Source organism: Arcicella sp. GW822-FHT02H01, from assembly GCF_058802005.1.
The window spans coordinates 16,018-33,178 of sequence record NZ_JBXANT010000001.1; the positions used below are offsets into that span (position 1 = coordinate 16,018).

A 17,161-nucleotide genomic window follows, 5' to 3' on the forward strand; every position below is an offset into this window, starting at 1 on the left:
TTTTATCCTATTTCTTACTGATTGTGCACGTCTTTGAAATCGTTTTAGAAAAATCATGAGTGAAATCACAAGATTAAGATTCGATGAGCTTTCCGTGTCGGAAGACATCAAAAATGCAGTAAAGGACATGGGGTTCGAAACTGCTTCACCAATCCAATCAGAAGCAATTCCTTATTTATTAGAAGGTCGTGATGTAATCGGACAAGCACAAACAGGTACAGGTAAGACTGCGGCGTTTGGTATCCCGATGATTGACAAAGTTATCGCTTTCGATAAATACGTACAAGGTTTAGTACTTTGCCCAACACGTGAGTTGGCTGTTCAAGTAACTGAAGAAATTAAAAAATTATCAAAATACAAAAAAGGCGTTTGGGTAACTACTGTTTTCGGTGGTGATTCAATCGAACGTCAAATCAAGTCGTTAAAAGCAGGTGCAAACATCGTTGTTGGTACGCCAGGACGTGTTATCGATTTAATAGAAAGACGTGCTTTGAAACTTGAAAATGTTAAAATGGCTGTTCTTGACGAAGCAGATGAAATGCTAGACATGGGCTTCCGTGAAGATATCGAAAGTATCTTACAAGAAACTAACGAAGACCGTCAAACAGTTTTCTTCTCAGCTACAATGTCTAAGCCTATCATGGCCTTGACTTCTCGCTACCAGAATAACCCTAAATTAGTGAAAGTAGTGAAAAACGAAATTACTAATGCTAACATCGAACAATTATACTTTGATGTAAAAGGAAAAGCTAAATTAGAAGTAATGACGCGTTTGATGGATTTACATGCTGTTAAATTAGCGTTGGTATTCTGTAACCAGAAGAAAAAAGTTGACGAAGTTGTAGAAGAATTAGTATTACGTGGTTATGCAGCAGAAGGTCTTCATGGAGATTTACGCCAAGCACAACGTACAAATGTAATGGCTAAATTCCGTTCAGGCGTAGTAACTATCTTAGTAGCTACAGATGTTGCTGCACGTGGTATTGACGTAAGTGATGTGGATGCTGTATTTAACTATGACATTCCATTAGATGAAGAATATTATGTACACCGTATCGGTCGTACTGGCCGTGCTGGTAAATCAGGTAAAGCATTTACTTTAGTAGTAGGTTCAGAACGCAACCGTCTACGCGACATCATGAATTATACTAAAGTTAAAATTGACAAAGGTGTAATTCCATCATTCTCAGATGTTGTTGGAGTGAAAAAAGGAATGTTTATCGAACGTCTTCAAAATACTATCCAAGCGGGTGATTTAGAATTGTTTGGTGATGTATATTCTTCATTAGAACATTCAGGATTTACTGCTGAGCAAATTATTGCTGCTTTAGTAAAAATGAACATGGGTGTTGCTAAAAACGAATTCGCTGACGAAAACTTAGACGGAGAAGCAGAACGCAATGCACGTAGAAACGAGCGTGGTGCTAGTGGTGACCGTTTCGGAAGCAGAGATGCTGGTCGTGGTGGAAATCGTGAATCAGGAAATCGTTTTGGAAACAGAGAAGGTGGTAGCACTGGCCGTTTTGATCGTGGTAATTCACGTGATGACCGTTCAGGTGGTCGCTCAAACGACCGTCAGCCTCGTTCTTTTGAAGACCGTGGCCCTCGTACAGACAAAGCTGGTAAACCATACCGTCAGGATGCTAACATGGTAAGAATGTTTGTTAACATTGGTTTTGACGAAAAGATTTCTCCTGCTAATATCGTAGGTGCTTTCGCTGGAGAGTCAGGAATTCCTGGAAATACTTTAGGACAAATCAACATCTTTGATAAATATTCATTTGTTGATGTTCCGAAAGAATATGCAACTACTGTTTTGAACCGTATGGAAGGTGCTTCTATTAAAGGTAAAAGAGTAAATGTTGAGATTGCTAAACCAAGCAATTAATCTCAAAATAAAATAATTAAAAGTCGCTGTGAGTTTTCACAGCGACTTTTTTGTTTTACACCCCCATCGTTTTACATGTATTGAAAACACTTTTCCTGTGAAAGTACTTAAAGACAATTTTTAATTGAACATTCAGCAAAATTTATAACATATAATTACCTAATGCTATTAAGTAATGAGTAAGAAATATTATTTGGTAATAAGTATAAATAACCATACTAAAAATGGTTTATTTAGTGATAATCTGCAAGTACTTCTGCAATTTTTAATTTATTCAAAATATAATATTTACTTTTTTTGCTAAAAAAACATAAATAGTGGTATTAATTTGTTTTTTTCTTGCATTTATTTGATTTTAATGAATATATGTTAAAAAACTAGTTGCTTTAACAATTGTTACTCTATACTTTCACAAATCAGATTTGTTAAGGAATTATTAACAAATTATCATTACTAAGTATAAATAATCAACCAAACTAACTTAAACTCCATTATTGCATGAAGAAGAGACTTCTACTTACCATGCTGTTAGTCTTCAGTGTGAGCATACTCTTTGCTCAGAATAAGATTACAGGAAAAGTCACAACGTCAGAAAATGGCTCCGAGCTACCAGGAGTAAGTGTATCCGTAATGGGTACAACTCGTGGAACCACAACAGGTGCAAATGGCGCATTCACCATCAATGCTTCACCAAGCGAAACGCTTGTATTTACCTTCGTAGGTTTTAAGCCTAAGTCTGTAAAGGTGGGTAACCAAAAAACAATCAATGCTCAATTAGATTTAGATATCTCTGAATTGAACGAAGTTGTAGTAGTAGGTTATGGTACTCAGAGCAAAAAAGTAATTACTGGTTCAGTAACATCGGTATCTGGAAAAGATATTGCTTCACAACCAGTACAATCATTTGACCAAGGTTTACAAGGACGTGTATCAGGTGTAAATATCACTACTCCAAACGGTGTATTGAACAATGCTCCTATCATCCGTGTACGTGGTACATCTTCAATCAACCAAAGTTCATCTCCATTAATCGTAATTGACGGAATGCCTATCAACTCGGGCGATGTATCAGCAGGTGGTTATACTGTAAACAACCCTCTTGGTGACATTAACCCATCTGATATTGAGTCAGTTGAAATTTTGAAAGATGCTGCTGCTACGGCTATTTATGGTTCTAGAGCGGCTGCGGGTGTAATGTTGATTAGTACTAAAAAAGGAAAAGAAGGCAGAGCAAAATTATCGTATGATACTTGGGTAGGATCTACACAAACATTCAGAAAGTTCAAAATGTTGGATGCACAGCAGTTCATGGATATTAAAAATGAAGCTGCAAAAAATGCTGGTTTAGCGAATCAATTTTTCCCTTCATACAATGCTGACGGTAGCTTAGTAAATACAAACTGGTATGATTATGTATATCAAACAGGTATTTCACAAAGCCATAACTTAAGCTTGAATGGTGGAAATAAGGATACAAAGTATTCGTTCTCAGTTGGTTATACTGATCAAGCAGGTATGGTTAAGAAAAATACCTTTAGCCGTATGACAGGCCGTATGAACGTTTCGCATAAATTGAACGACTATATCACGATAGGTTCAAACCTTACTTATGCAAACAGCTTTAACCAATCGCCTAACACAGGAACAACAGGTGCTTTCTCTACAGGTGGTTTAGGTCGTTTACCAATGGTATTGGCTCCAAACATTGCTCCTTATAATGCGGATGGTTCATATAACATCAACAAAGCAGGTAACAACATGGGCTTAGGTAATAACTTACAAGGTCCTGGTGGATATTATAACCCAATCCCTGATTTGGATTTAAGTAAATTTACTTCAGAGAATGCTCACTTAATCGCAAATGTTTTTGCTGATGTTAAATTGTACAAAGGTTTGGTGTTCAGAACATCTTATGGTATGGATAATACGCAAGTTGAAGATATCAGCTTTAGTAATCCAGTTCATGGTGAAGGTGGCGGTAGTAACGGTATTGCTACTAACTATTATACAAACATCAAGCAGTGGAACTGGCAAAATTATTTGACTTACGATTTCAATATTGGTAAAAATAACGCGACTATTGTAGTAGGTACTGAAGCTCAGAAATTTACAGTTAACCGTTGGGGTGCTACAAGAAACAACGTTTCTGACCCATTCTTTACTAGCTTCCAAGGTAGTTTCGTAAACAACGTGGCTGGTACTAGTAACTACCAAACTCAAAATGGTTTACTTTCTTATTTTGGACGTTTGAACTACGATTACGACAAAAAATATATCGCTTCATTCACATTACGTCGTGATGGTTACTCGGCTTATGCTACTGGTAACAAATGGGGTAACTTCCCAGGAGCATCTTTAGGATGGCGTTTATCTGAAGAATCATTCTGGAAAGAGTCTTCTTTAGCTAATACTGTAAATGAATTGAAATTGCGTACTAGCTGGGGCCGTGTAGGTAACACTGGTGTAAGCGACTTCGCTTCTTTAAGTTTGTTTGGCTCTGGTTTATATGGCTCATCACCAACTTGGGCATTTGCGCAGGCAGGTAACCCAAATCTTAGATGGGAACAAAGTACTAAGTTAGATATCGGTTTAAGCTATGGTTTGTTTAATGACAGAATTTCTGGGGAAATCAACTATTACAAAAACGATATTACAGACTTAGTATTGGCTGAGCCTCAAGCACCTTCACGTGGTGTACCTAACAACTCAATCAACACAAACGTTGGTTCGATGATTAACAAAGGTTGGGAATTTACATTGAGTGCTTTAGTACTTGAAAAGAAAGGATTTTCTTGGAATGCTAACTTTAATATCTCGACAAACTCAAACGAAGTATTGGCTTTAGCAAACAACAATGCTGATATTATTGCTTCTACAGGTGGTTTGGAAAGCTCAAACATCGTTCGTGTTGGTTATCCAGTAGGTAGTATTTTCGTAGTAGAAACAAGAGGCGTTAACCCTAAAAATGGACAACGTATTTTTGTAAATGCTGCTGGTAAAGAAGTACAATATTCACACCCAGGAAAATGGACTTATGTAGCTGATGGAACAACTGCTCCTGCAATTACTGGTTCAGACCGTATGGTATGGGGTACAGCTTTCCCTACATTCTTTGGTGGGCTAGACAATACTTTCAAATACAAATCATTTGATTTAGGAGTATTCTTACAATTCTCAGGAGGTAACTATATCTACAATGGTACAAAAGCAGGTCTTCGTGACCAACGTGCTTGGAACAACCACACTGATATCTTGAATCGCTGGCAAAAAGACGGAGATATTACTAATATCCCACGTTTAGTATTTGGTGATAATATCTCAAATGGTTCTTCAACGCCAATCTCTGAAAACGTAGAAAAAGGTGATTTTATCCGTATGCGTAATATCTCTTTAGGCTATACTTTCAAAAAAGGCTTGTTAGAAAAAGCAAAAATTTCGAGTGCTAGATTGTATGCTCAAGTGCAAAATGCATTTATTATTACAGGATACACTGGTGCTGACCCTGAAATTTCAACTAACCGTAACTCAAACATTGCTCCTGGTGTTGACCGTAACTCTACACCTCAAGCACGTACTTACACAGTTGGTCTATCAGTTAATTTCTAATTTCAAATTGATTTTAAGATGAAAAAAAATATAAATAATCCTTTTAGAAGCGTAGGAAAGACTGTCAAAATATCGATGGCTTCTATCATGCTGCTAACCACGATGTTAGCTTGTGATGAAAAAAGTTTGCTTGAACCAGCTCCTATTACATCATTATCAGATTTACAAGCTTTCTCAACACCAGACCGTGTTTTAGCACAGGTAAATGGTTTGTATTCAAGTGCAAAATCTGGACAATTGTATGGTGGTCGTTATTATGTCTATAATGACGTACGTGGCGAAGAGTTTTTGAACGTAACATCTAATGGCGTTACAGCCTTACAAACTTGGAACCATACAAACAACTCATCTTCAAATGAGCCTACCAATATGTGGAATGCCGCATATTTAGCTATCAACCGTGCCAACTTGTTTGCAGAAGGTTTAGATAAAAATACAGGTGTGATAGATGCTACTTTAGCTACACAATATAAAGCTGAAGCTAGATTTTTGAGAGCCTTAATTTATTATTCATTAGTAAACACTTATGCGCAGCCTTATACGAAAGATAATGGTGCAAGCTTAGGCGTACCTTTACGTTTGACGGGCGAAGTAGGTAGCGGTAACAACAATTTGAAGAGAAGTACTGTAGCAGAAGTATATACTCAAATTCTTTCTGATTTGACTTATGCTGAGCAAAACCTTCCAGCTACTTATGCTTCAGCAGCATTGAATACTACTCGCGCACACAAAAACAGTGCGATTGCGATGAAAGTGCGTGTAAATTTGACAATAGGCAAATGGGCTGACGTAGTGACAGAATCAAATAAAATTGTTTCAACAAGTGCTCCTTATAAAGCAGCTACTGGTGTTGCTAATGCTTTACAAGCGTCTGTAGCTTCGGTATTTGCAGCACCTTATACTACAGTAGAATCTATCTTCTCATTCCCGATGGGTGATAACGATTTACCAGGTACTCAAAATGGTTTAGCTAGTTATTACTTACCTTTAATTGGTATTGGTGATTTCTCTTTGAACCCTGCTGGTATCTTGGCTAGTACAGCTTTCTCTGCAACGGATGCTAGACGTGTTAATTTTGTAAGAAATGATTTTGCAAGTGACGCTGGTCGTTACCGTTTAACAAAATATCCAACTGGTCCTGTTCACAAAGATTTTGTGCCAGTATTGCGTTATGCTGAGGTTTTGTTAAACCTTGCTGAAGCTAAAGCTAGATTAGGTGGTGCAAGCGTTGATGCTTCTGCATTAGCTTTGTTAAACGCTGTGAGAGGTCGTTCAACGACAGCTTATACTGCTGCTGATTTTGCGACAGGAACAGCTTTAGTAAATGCTATTTTAACAGAAAGAAGAATTGAATTCTTAGGTGAAGGTTTCCGTTCAATTGATTTGCAACGTAATAATTTACCACTTCCTGCTAAAGCTAACATTGCTGCGATTCCTGTTACATCTCCAGCTTATATCTGGCCGATTCCACAGACAGAAATCAACGTTAATAAAGATTGTGCTCCTAACCCATAATTATTAATATTGCTTTTACTAAAAACGGTCAGTTGGAATATTTCAACTGACCGTTTTTTTATTAATAGCTATTCATATTAAGCTTCCATAAATTAAGCAATCAATAAGGATTCATTAACGCTAGTTTGGCAAAAAAGTCTTCAAACATTAAATGAGTATCTAAGTGATTATAAACCCTGATGCTTCGTCCTTTATGATTATATTCGTAAGCACCAAGCTTATTGATTTTTGGAGCCAGCTTAACAACATAATTACTTGATGATGGATCAGCTTCAAAAGATGATTGAAGAGCTGTTAATAATACTAAAGGGCTATCTCCTAGAATATACGTTTCGCCAATATTATAATAAGGTTGGATTCTCTTCATTAAGTTTTCTAGAACGGTAGTCAAATAACTGCCTACTTTTCCTGTTGGTTTTACCTTTATCAAAAGTTGCGAGTAAGAAATGATACACTGCCGATAGGCATTTCTTGGTATTTGCCACAAAGCAATATTCGATTTGTTGAATACAACCGTTGCCGCCGAAATGTCTATTTTTAGGTTATATTCTGGGTCAGAAAAATTAGGAGGAGGTAATGCCAAATCGTTATATTCAGGTCCACCAATCCAAATTAAAATCAACTTATTGGCGATTTGTGGGTTAGTTAATACAGCCGAAGCAATCTCTGTTAAACCTGCACCGCAAAGTACATACAAAGGCAATTTAGTATCAGTGCGTAAAGCTTCTTGGATAATAAAATTTACAGCTTCACTTTTCACAGGAGTACTGTCATTCACCATAGCAGTATTTGAACCCGCAAAAACAGGGATATTATTTTTGATAGCCATTACTTGTAATAATTCCTTCGCTTTGTTGGCAGCATTATTAGCTTGTGTTTTAGAAGGGTCGAAGCCATCATTAACACTTAAGTGAGAGCCAATAATACCTCTTATTTCCACCGAGGGAGAGAGTAATAAATGTGCAAGCTGAAACAATCCATCAGGGTCGCCACTGAAATCATTGTCAACAATTACGCGTATTCGTGGTATTACTGCACTATTATTGGAAGTATTCTGAGCAAATAATAGGATGGGGGCTATCAATAAAAATATTGATAGTAAAAGATTGTGTTTTTTTAGCATTGGCTTTTCATGGCTTGATAGATTGATTAGAAAATCAAATTTACATTGGTTTTCTAATTACAAAGTAAATTCATGAAAAAGATTTTTGTTGGTTATTGTGGATGTTTTCGAAGCAAAAGGGTGACAAAGTAAACTAATTGTAATAAAAGAAAGGATAATGTAAAACTACTTCAAAGTATTATTTTTCTCAATCGCTAGTTTTTAATCAATGCTTTGATGTTTAGAAATTTGTATTATTTCTACTAATTAAAATAGAGTTTTACGTGTTAGTTTTTTGAAAAACCATGCAAATCTAGTAATTTGTTGATAAAATAGTAAATAACTATACTTACAATTAAAAACTACATAAACACTTTATTATAAATAATATGAAATTAGCTATTTACCCTAGATTAAAACATCAATGGAAAATGTATAAACTATTTATAGTTTGTACGATAATATTTTCAGTAACATTCACATGTACAAAAAAAGCTGACATTATACCATTACCCGTTGTAGCAACCTCTTTAGTAGTTTTTAAGTCTGCTGATGATGTTTCGATAATGTTAAGTCGTTTGTACTCACTTACTAAGTCTGGTCAGCTATTTGGAGGGCGTTATTATGTATACAATGATGTTCGTGGAGAGGATTTTTTGAATACAACCTCAAATGTTGCTACAGCATATGAAGTGTGGCGACAAAAAATTACCGCAGTTTCATCAGAACCTAGTGAAATGTGGGCAGCTGCTTACAATGCAATAAATCATATAAATGGTTTTATTGAAGCATTAAATAAAAGTCCTTCTTATGTTGATGCAGCCACAGCAACGAAATACAGTGCTGAAGCTAGATTTCTAAGAGCTCTTAATTATTATGCTTTGATTAATACTTTTGCTCAGCAATATATCAGAGATGATGCTCAAAACCTTGGAGTTGTTTTACGCTTATCAACACAGTTCTATGGTACTGATGATTATATGCATATGAGACGAAGTACGGTAGGTGATGTTTATGAACAGATAATAGCAGACCTAAACTATGCAGAAGAAAATCTTCCTTCTTTATATCCTACCTCAGCTTTAAATAATACTAAACCTCATAAAAATAGTGTGATTGCCTTGAAAACTCGTGTTTATTTAACCATGAGAAAATGGAGTGATGTAGTGAGAGAAGCCAATAAAATAGTTTCGCCTACAGCTCCGTTCAAAGCTCTTACTGGTGTGGCAAATACATTGCAAACATCTGTCGTTTCTGTTTTTATTCCTCCATATAAATCGACAGAATCTATGTTTTCGTTTCCAATGGGAGAAGAAAATGAAAGTGACTTGCCAGGAAAAAACAATGCTTTAGCGAGTTTCTACATGCCATTGATTGGGAATGGAGATTTTGCTTTAAACCCTGAAGGTATTCTGGCTAATTCCGCTTTTACAAGTACTGATGCTAGATATATAAATTTTGTAAAAAGAGATTTTGTAGGAGATCAAGGTCGTTATCGATTAACAAAGTTCCCCACCGGACCAGACCACAAAGATTATATCCCAGTAATCCGTTATGCAGAAGTATTGTTAAACCTAGCAGAAGCAAAAGCTAAACTAGCAGAAGACCGGATTGATGCTTCGGCTTTAATTTTATTAAATGCTGTTAGAGGACGATCTACTACTGTTTATGCTGATAATAAATTTACTACAGGAAAAGATTTAGTTAACGCCATTTTGACCGAAAGAAGAATAGAATTTTTAGGAGAAGGTTTTCGTTCAATAGATTTACAACGTAACCTTTTACCTCTTCCAGCTAAAGCTAATGTTAGTTTGATTGAAACAACAGCATCTGCATATATTTGGCCAATTCCATCCACTGAGATTGCATTAAATAAATACATGGTACAAAATCCATAATTTATTAGTTAACCAAAGCGGTCAATTGACTGCTTTGGTTTTAATTCAAATAAAATATAAACTCCCTGTTCTGACTGTCCCATGCCTTTGCCTTTTCTATGGTGTTCTTTATTAATATTAGAAATGGTGAATGAAATTGTCTTCTAGACAAACTAAAATAAAATCAACAACTGTATCAACTTTGTTGGTATTTTTTATATGTAGATTTGTTACTTATGGACATCTCGTTGGAGATAACTCCAAGAAGGGAGAGGATGTAGCAGAATTGTCAACTTTTTAAAAGTTGACAATTCTAATGTATCTTGCATTTAAAAATCTTCTGTCTACCAAATGACTTTCAGAAATCGTCTTCAATATTTACTCGTTAAACGTCTCCAAATTGCTAACAAAATGGCTTTGTCGCTGATTCAATCTGGGGCGATTATGGTCAATGGTTTGGTGGTTAATGAGAATGTCATTATCAACCTTGAAGATGAAGTCGTTTATAATAATCAACTCATCAAAGAAGGTAAAAAAATGATTTATCTAGCCTTCTATAAACCCAGAGGCATAGAAACGACATTGAATACCAGTATTCCTGAAAACTTGAAAGAGATTTTACCTTTTGAAGAACCGATTTTCCCAGTTGGCAGACTAGATAAGGAATCTGAAGGCTTATTATTATTGACTAACGATGGTCGCCTTTTTGATAAAACACTTCGCAAAGAATACCAAACCGAAAAAGAGTATTTAGTAACAGTCGATAAAGTAATTAATGAAGAATTTATTACTAGAATGTCAAGCGGTATACAAATCATGGGTAAAATGACTTTGCCTTGTCAGGTAGAAAAAATCACCGATTTCAGTTTTAAGATTATTTTAGTGCAAGGGTTGAATAGACAAATCAGGAGAATGTGCTATCAATTGCACTACGAAGTATTAGAACTTATCAGAACCCGAATTGGGAATGTATTATTAGAAAACCTAACGCCTAGCACATACAGGCATTTATCAATAACAGAAATTCAACAGGAAGTTTAGCCAATGATAGGTATAAGCAAAATGTTTTGCTATTTTCGTCTTTCATTCATCAATTAAAAATCATGAACAAAAAACACTTTACTAAACTATTATTAACCCTGATACTTATTCCAGCAGGATTGTTCGCTCAGGGCATTAATTGGGATACTGATGGTACTTCTTATACTTCATTGGAAGGGAGTCAAATCTCAAGAGTAAGTCTTCCTTCTTTACAAAAAACAGTTATTGTTACCTCAGATTTATTGATTCCTAAAGGACAAACCTCAGCTTTATCAATCAAAAGCTATACCTTTTCAGAAGATGCTAAAAAAGTATTGATTTTTACCAACAGCAAAAAAGTATGGCGTTATGAAACGCGTGGCGATTATTGGGTATTAGACATTGCCACCAAACAACTTAAGCAATTAGGAAAAGGCATGCCTGTATCATCTTTGATGTTTGCGAAGTTTTCGCCTGATGGGTCAAAAGTTGCGTATGTTTCAAAGCATAATATTTATGTAGAAGACCTTGCCACCAACAAAATTAAAGCATTGACCAAGGACGGTACTACGAAACTAATCAACGGTACTTTCGACTGGGTATATGAAGAAGAATTTGATTGTAGAGATGGTTTTCGTTGGAGTCCAGATAGCAAATCTATTGCCTATTGGCAGATTGATGCTAATACCATTCGTGATTATTTCATGTTGAATACCACAGACTCTATCTATTCACAGGTAATTCCTGTAGAATATCCAAAAGTAGGAGAGAAGCCTTCTGCTTGTAAAGTGGGTGTTCTAGATATTGCTACCACTAAAACGATTTGGATGAAAGTGCCGGGAGAATCAACCAATAACTATATTCCTAAAATGGAATGGGCTGGTAATTCATCTGAAATCATTATTCAGCAATTGCCACGCAAGCAAAACGAAACAAAATTGATGCTTTGTAATGCTAAAACTGGCGTAGCCAAAACTTTTTATACTGAATCTGATAAAGCTTGGGTTAATGTAAATAACCGTGCAGGAGAGTCTGTAGGCTGGGATTGGTTGAAAAATGGAAAAGATTTTATCTGGCAATCTGAAAAAGACGGTTGGAATCACTTATACATTGTTGGAAAAGATGGCAAAGAAAAGTTGATAACTGTGGGTGATTTTGATGTAATTAGTTTCTTAGCATTCAATGAAGAAACGAATGTAATTTACTTCACAGCTTCGCCAGAAAATGCTACACAACAATATTTATATAGAACTACGTTAGATGGGAAAGGTAAAGCAGAAAAAGTTTCACCTTTGAACCAAGCAGGAACACATAGTTATAATGTTTCGCCAACGGGTAAGTTCGCTCAACATCGTTTTACTAGCTCAACAGTTAGTCCCGTAAGTGAAATGATTACGTTGCCCGACCACAAACCTTTTAATGAAGCAGAGGGCATTGATGCGAAAATAACAAAACAAAAACCAAGAAAAAACAAGGTTGAATTTTTGAAAATCAAGACTGAAGATAATATCACTGTGGATGCATGGATGGTAAAACCTTATGATTTTGATTCTACTAAAAAGTATCCAATCGTATTCATGGTTTATACTGAACCTGCTTCAGCAACGGTAAAAGATACTTATTCAGCAGGCTCAAATGGTTTATATGTTGGTGATATGGCAAAAGATGGTTATATCTATGTGTCAATTGATGGAAGAGGAACACCATCTCCTAAAGGTCGTGAGTGGAGAAAAGCAATTTATCGTAAAATTGGACAAATCAATATCCGCGACCAAGCAATGGCAGCGAAGGAATTATTGAAAAATAAATACATCGACCCTACAAGAGTAGCTGTTCATGGTTGGAGTGGTGGAGGGTCAACTACGTTGAATTTATTATTTCAATACCCAGAAATTTATCAAACAGGTATTGCTGTAGCGGCTGTAGCCAACCAACTTTCTTATGATAATATTTATCAGGAAAGATACATGGGCATTCCTCAAGAAAATAGAGAAGATTTTGTGAATGGTTCTCCGATTACTTATGCTAAAAATTTGAAAGGGAATTTATTATACATCCATGGAACAGGGGATGATAATGTACATTTTCAAAATGCTGAAATGTTGGTAAATGAATTAATTAAGTACAACAAACAGTTTCAATTTATGGCATATCCAAATCGTTCGCATGGTATTTATGAAGGCGAAGGAACAAGAATGCACTTAAATACATTGTACACTAATTACTTGAAACAATATTGCCCGCCGGGTGGAAGATAGGTGATAGCTTTGAGTGATGAGCTTTGAGCATTCAGCCGTATTTCTAACAAAAACACCCGATAGGTTTTAACCTATCGGGTGTTTTTGTTAGAATCCTTTTTAATAATGCTACAGCACCGAACCTTTTATCCCTTCCAACAACCCTTTCCAAAGCGTATAGAAAAAAGGCTTGTCAGGAATCCTCTGATAATTGATAGTAGCAATTCTTGGAGGTTTCTTTCCTGTTGGATTACTTTTTTTGATGATAAATGTATTGGCGATAAAAGATAATAGTTTCCGTTTTTTAAAGACACCGTCTTCAGGAGGAAATTTATATATCATTACATTTAAGCCTTGATAGAGCATCGTAGTAGAGCCCTTCAATCCGAATTTATTCCCATGCATATCAAAAGCAAAATAACTAAGATAGCCTTCCTGAGTTTTAGCCATTACTAAAGCTTCCGTTACCTGATTTACAGTGGATAATTGCATATTAAATACTTTGCCACTACAACTAAAATCTCCTTGTTTATCTGCTACATTGAAGCGAAAAGAAAAATGAACGTTTGCTTTATTAATCAATTTAGATTTCAAAAAAACGATGCAATTTGGATTTTTTGCTAAGGGGATAGAATCATTTGTAAAGTTATAGACATGACCATTCGCTTTGTCAAAAATCACATTGCCCACTAAATTTGTTTGAGGATTATATTCAGAATAAGTTATTTTAAAACGACTTAATTTTATCGTATCAATTAAAAATTTAAGTTGCCATTTTCTAAAAGCTTCATGTGGGAAAGGGCGATAATCCATTTTCTTACGTGGCTTGAAAAGACGCGTATCGGTAAATACATTTATTTGCCCATTGTTAATACCAAGGGTTTTAGCATAGATTTTTTTCTCTTCAAAAAGCTTGTATAAATCTATAGAATCTAATTTGATATTTTTACAAACAATACTGATTCTATCATCTCCATTAGTTTTATTGCCATAAGCAATTTGTTTATACTGTGGCTCATATTCCAAGTGTTCAAGCGATAATGATTTTGATTTTGTAGAGAATAATAACTCCTTTATTTTGAATTTATTCAATGAATCTTCTGTCAGTATTTCTAGTTTATCTAGCTTAAAAACACACTCTTTCATATAATAAAAACGACTTTTATCACGATGAGACGTTGAGTCTATTAATAAGTCGGTAAGCTCAATATCCAAATGTTCGACCTTGCTGGTACTAGGCGTTTTCTTTTCAGAATGATTAATATAAGTAAAATTGATATTGTCTAAACTTACTCTTTCTACAGAAAATGATTTTACAAATTTTGAGAGTATAGTATAGAATGGCGTAATGGTTTTAAAAGAATTATAATATTGCCTGTGATGGTTAATCCGAATAACTGGTTCTTTGATGCTGATTGATTGTAAATGTAACTTTGATGAAAAAATAATTGTCCAAGGATTAATTCCTGTTAAATGAATTTCATCTACTTGAGCTTGATAAATATTATCAGGCATTTTTTTTGCTAAATCCAGTTGCTTATACAAAGTAGTATCTGCTTGCCAACGCACGCCCAAGATGCGTGCTTCACCACCAGTAATATTATACTGAATGTCTTTAAAGTCAATGTGATATAAACTGTCTGTGCTTTTTAATACAGCATATTGAATGCGTTTTGATAATAATGGTTTTAATCCCCATAGTCCTACGATGGTTGCTATTGCTAAAAATGCAAGTAATGTATAAAGACTAACAATTAGTACTTTTTTGAAGGGATTTTTTGGATTTTGTGTCATAGAATTAATGGTAAAGAGTCAACTACTTAAAGACCTAAATTTCTATGCCAGTAGATAGTAAAATAGCGATAATATGATAAAATAAATGTTAGTTTGCCCAACATACTCAACATAAGGCGATTTACTAACCAATTTTCACGATTTTAATCAATTTTGATATATTTAAAATAAATAATGGAAAATGAGTGGCATTTAGAGAATGTTATCATTCAGCATTCAAATATTTTAATTGTTTAAATAAGGCGAATTCTGTAAATTGAAATAAAAAATCAACAAAATGAGGTCAAAACATTTACTTACTTTATCAATCTGCTTAATAGGTTTAGGGGCTTGTAAAACGACGCAACCCAACCTGCAAAATACTTCTCTTCAAAAACCAGTTGAAAATCAAGGGTTCTATCAATTTAGTAACGAAGACCCTAATGCCTCGCCTTTCTTTGCTAAAAAGGCATCTGTATATGCCAAAAATGGAATGGTTGCGGCTACTCACCCAGTTGCGTCTCAAGTGGGCGTTGATATACTAAAACAAGGAGGAAATGCTATCGATGCCGCAGTGGCTACGCAGTTTGCTTTGGCAGTGGTTCACCCAGCAGCAGGGAATATCGGGGGCGGTGGTTTTCTGGTTTATCGTGATAAAGACGGCATAAGTTATACGTTGGATTATCGTGAAAAAGCCCCTGAGAATGCTAGCAGAGACATGTATTTAGATGAAAACAAAGATATAAAGGCAGGTCAGCCTAGTTGGTTAGGACATTTGGCTAGTGGTACACCTGGTTCAGTCGATGGCTTAGAACAAGCCCATAAACGCTTTGGAAAGCTTACTTGGAAACAAGTATTGCAGCCAGCGATTGATTTAGCTGAGAATGGCGTAAAATTGACTGCTCGCGAAGCTAGAGGATTAAATAATGTAAAAGCTGACTTACTAAAGTTTAATCCGACCAAGAAGTATTTCATGAAAGAAGATACTGCTAAGTGGGTTGAAGGAGAAATACTCATCCAAAAAGATTTGGCAAAAACGCTTAGATTGATACAAGAGCAAGGAAGAAAAGGCTTTTATGAGGGAGAAACAGCCAAATTATTATTAGCTGAAATGAATAGAGGAGGAGGAATCATCACTCAAAAAGATTTAGATAGCTATCATTCAGCTTGGCGTGAACCAGTGGTTGGCAATTATAGAAACCTAAAAGTAATTTCAATGCCCCCACCATCAAGCGGAGGAATTGCTTTATTACAACTATTGAAATTTGTTGAACCATATCCTCTTCAAAAATGGGGTTGGCATAGCGACTCCACCACACAGGTAATGATTGAAGCGGAACGTCGGGTATATGCTGATCGTTCAAAGTGGTTGGGTGACCCTGATTTTGTCAAAGTCCCTCAAAAGGAATTATTAGAGACTGAATATTTGAAGAAACGCTGGCAAGATTTTCAGTTTACTCAAGCAACTGATAGCAAAATGGTAAAAGGCGGTGATATTTCGGGTTACGAAAGCACAGAAACTACCCATTCATCTTTTGTAGATAAAGAAGGAAATGCAGTATCCATTACTACTACTTTAAATGGCTCTTATGGAAGCAAAGTAGTGGTGGACGGAGCAGGTTTTTTAATGAATGATGAAATGGATGACTTTTCTATTAAGCCAGGCGTGCCTAATGTGTATGGATTGATTGGAAATGAAGCCAATGCGATTGCTGCTAACAAAAGAATGCTCTCTTCGATGACGCCAACGATTGTTGAAAAAGATGGTAAACTTTTAATGGTCTTAGGTACTCCAGGTGGCTCTACTATTATCACCTCGGTTTTTCAAGTGTTTTTAAATGTTGTTGAACACCAAATGTCAATGCAACAGGCAGTTGATGCACTCCGTTTCCATCACCAATGGACACCCGACAGAACTACTTTTGAAGAGGGTGCTTTTACAGAAAAAACCTTGATAAGAATGCGTGAAAAAGGGTATAAGTTAGATTCACAGAAAAATACTATCGGTAGAATGGATTGTATTTTAGTATTGCCAGATGGTATTTATGAAGGCGGAGCAGACGTAAGGGCAGATGATACAGCAGTAGGATATTGAGGAGGATTCTTTATCACTAGCGAGGGACTTAAATCGTAGTGATTAAAT

General features: G+C 35.7%; 9 protein-coding genes. 7 read left to right on the forward strand and 2 right to left on the reverse strand.

What is annotated here, in order from left to right; all coding sequences use genetic code 11:
• The first annotated feature begins 55 nt into the window (after window positions 1–55).
• The 3 genes from AC1RNE_RS00080 to AC1RNE_RS00090 all read left to right on the forward strand — a co-directional run bounded on the left by AC1RNE_RS00080 (window position 56) and on the right by AC1RNE_RS00090 (window position 7,009).
• A complete protein-coding gene (locus AC1RNE_RS00080; protein ID WP_492799027.1) occupies window positions 56–1,888 on the forward strand; it encodes a DEAD/DEAH box helicase in 1,833 nt (610 codons plus the stop codon).
• A gap of 498 nt (window positions 1,889–2,386) precedes the next feature.
• Window positions 2,387–5,494 carry a SusC/RagA family TonB-linked outer membrane protein gene (locus AC1RNE_RS00085; RefSeq protein WP_492799028.1) on the forward strand — a complete coding sequence of 1,036 codons (3,108 nt, stop codon included), beginning with the start codon at window positions 2,387–2,389 and terminating at the stop codon, window positions 5,492–5,494.
• 18 nt (window positions 5,495–5,512) lie between these two features.
• Window positions 5,513–7,009 (forward strand): RagB/SusD family nutrient uptake outer membrane protein, encoded by a 1,497-nt coding sequence (locus AC1RNE_RS00090; protein ID WP_492799029.1) that lies wholly within the window; start codon window positions 5,513–5,515, stop codon window positions 7,007–7,009.
• A 100-nt stretch (window positions 7,010–7,109) separates the two neighbouring features.
• On the opposite strand, the gene AC1RNE_RS00095 is transcribed toward AC1RNE_RS00090, so the two are convergent.
• On the reverse strand, window positions 7,110–8,132 hold the full coding sequence (locus AC1RNE_RS00095) for a nucleoside hydrolase (RefSeq protein ID WP_492799030.1): 1,023 nt from the start codon (window positions 8,130–8,132) through the stop codon (window positions 7,110–7,112).
• Window positions 8,133–8,500: 368 nt separating this feature from the next.
• On the opposite strand from AC1RNE_RS00095, the gene AC1RNE_RS00100 reads away from it, so the two are divergent.
• The 3 genes from AC1RNE_RS00100 (at window position 8,501) to AC1RNE_RS00110 (ending at window position 13,266) form a co-directional block, all read left to right on the forward strand.
• The gene (locus AC1RNE_RS00100; RefSeq protein WP_492799031.1) at window positions 8,501–10,009 is read left to right on the forward strand and encodes a RagB/SusD family nutrient uptake outer membrane protein; all 1,509 of its coding nucleotides are present in this window, start codon (window positions 8,501–8,503) and stop codon (window positions 10,007–10,009) included.
• Window positions 10,010–10,339: 330 nt separating this feature from the next.
• Window positions 10,340–11,029, forward strand: coding sequence for a pseudouridine synthase (locus AC1RNE_RS00105; protein WP_492799032.1), 690 nt, complete (start codon window positions 10,340–10,342; stop codon window positions 11,027–11,029).
• Window positions 11,030–11,091: 62 nt separating this feature from the next.
• Entirely contained in the window at window positions 11,092–13,266 is a 2,175-nt protein-coding gene (locus AC1RNE_RS00110; protein ID WP_492799033.1) for a S9 family peptidase, read from the forward strand.
• Window positions 13,267–13,374: 108 nt separating this feature from the next.
• On the opposite strand, the gene AC1RNE_RS00115 is transcribed toward AC1RNE_RS00110, so the two are convergent.
• Window positions 13,375–15,039: a hypothetical protein gene (locus tag AC1RNE_RS00115; protein WP_492799034.1), complete on the reverse strand. Its 1,665-nt coding sequence runs from the start codon at window positions 15,037–15,039 to the stop codon at window positions 13,375–13,377.
• Window positions 15,040–15,316: 277 nt separating this feature from the next.
• Between AC1RNE_RS00115 and ggt the strand changes: the two genes are divergently transcribed.
• The gene (gene ggt / locus AC1RNE_RS00120) at window positions 15,317–17,113 is read left to right on the forward strand and encodes a gamma-glutamyltransferase (RefSeq protein ID WP_492799035.1); all 1,797 of its coding nucleotides are present in this window, start codon (window positions 15,317–15,319) and stop codon (window positions 17,111–17,113) included.
• The last annotated feature ends 48 nt before the right edge of the window (window positions 17,114–17,161 follow it).